The organism is Paraburkholderia fungorum (assembly GCF_046026025.1).
Taxonomy (GTDB): domain Bacteria; phylum Pseudomonadota; class Gammaproteobacteria; order Burkholderiales; family Burkholderiaceae; genus Paraburkholderia; species Paraburkholderia fungorum_E.
Map to the genome: position 1 here is coordinate 1 of NZ_JAQQFL010000092.1, position 1,238 is coordinate 1,238.

Annotated in this window: 1 protein-coding gene; it reads right to left on the reverse strand. The window is 59.0% G+C overall.

Annotation, left to right across the window (positions count from 1 at the left end):
- Window positions 1–41: 41 nt before the first annotated feature.
- Window positions 42–1,177, reverse strand: a protein-coding gene (locus PQR67_RS38135) for an IS3 family transposase (RefSeq protein ID WP_408467942.1) whose coding sequence is annotated in 2 segments (ribosomal slippage) — window positions 42–919 and window positions 919–1,177 — 1,137 coding nt in all. Because the reading frame shifts where the segments join, the coding sequence is not laid out codon by codon here.
- Window positions 1,178–1,238: the final 61 nt, after the last annotated feature.

Sequence of the window (1,238 nt, forward strand, 5' to 3'; positions counted from 1 at the left end):
TGTAGTGGTCAAGTAAACCTGGACACCCCGAAAGGCGAATTCTAAAAAAGTGCAGCTTCGCATCGTGCCGGTGGCAGACCGTCTGCCGCTGAATGGATGCGCCTGTAGTTATAAAAGTCGTCGATGTAGGCCCCGATGTCGCGTTCCGCATATGCGTGGTCGGGGTACCCTTTATCGTCGATCCATTCGCTTTTGAGACTTCTAAAGAAACGCTCCACCGGCGCGTTATCCCAGCAGTTCCCCTTTCTGCTCATGCTCTGGATGATGCCGTTTGCCTTCAGTTCATTCACGAAGTGCGCGCTGGTGTACTGGCATCCCTGATCCGAGTGGAACATCAGGCCCGGTGGCGGCCGTCGATGCTCGCGCGCCTGCTGCAAAGCCCTGATAACCAGTACCGTATCGGGCAGTTGCGCAAACGCCCAGCCGACGATACGGCGTGAATACAGGTCCATCACGATGGCCAGATAGGACCAGCCCTGAAGCGTTCTCACGTACGTAATATCGCCCGCCCATACCTGATTGATCGACGGCGGCTCGAACCGACGCTCAAGCAGGTTGGGAGCCACCAGCGCTTCACCGTCAGCCTTGCGATAACGGTGCGTTCGTCGTCGCGCCACCGCCAGTTGTGCCTCGCGCATTAGCGATCGGGCACGGTAGCGCCCGATCGCGTGGCCTCGCTGCTGCAAGGCCTGAGCCATTCTGCGACTGCCATAGCTGGCGCGGCTTTCGCCGTGAATTTCGCGCACCGCCTTGAGCAGTGCGGGCGCAGCAGCAGCTCTGGCGGGCCGTATGGAAACGGCGTAATAGCTGCTTCGAGGCACCTCCAGCAGCTCGCACATCACGCTCACCGGCCAGGCCTTCTTCAGCGAATGGATCACTTCGATGAGCGATCCATTTCCTTGACGAAGAAGGCCGTGGACTTTTTTAGGATCTCGCGCTCCCTTTCGAGCTCGATCACGCGCGCCTCCAGTTCCCGGATGCGTCGCTGGTCGGCCTTGACCTGAATCTCAGTGCGCGGCGGCTCAGCCTGTTCGGCCCGCCACTGTGCAACCCATCGCCGCAAGGCCGTGTCTCCTACACTCAGCGCCTCACAGGCCTTGGCGAATGAATAGCCTCGGGCAACCACCAGTTGCACCGCTTCAGCCTTGAATTCGTCAGTTATGTTCCGTCTGCTCATCTCTCACCTCAGTTGGAGAATTATCCCCTTTAGAGGTGTCCAGGACCATTGGACCACTACA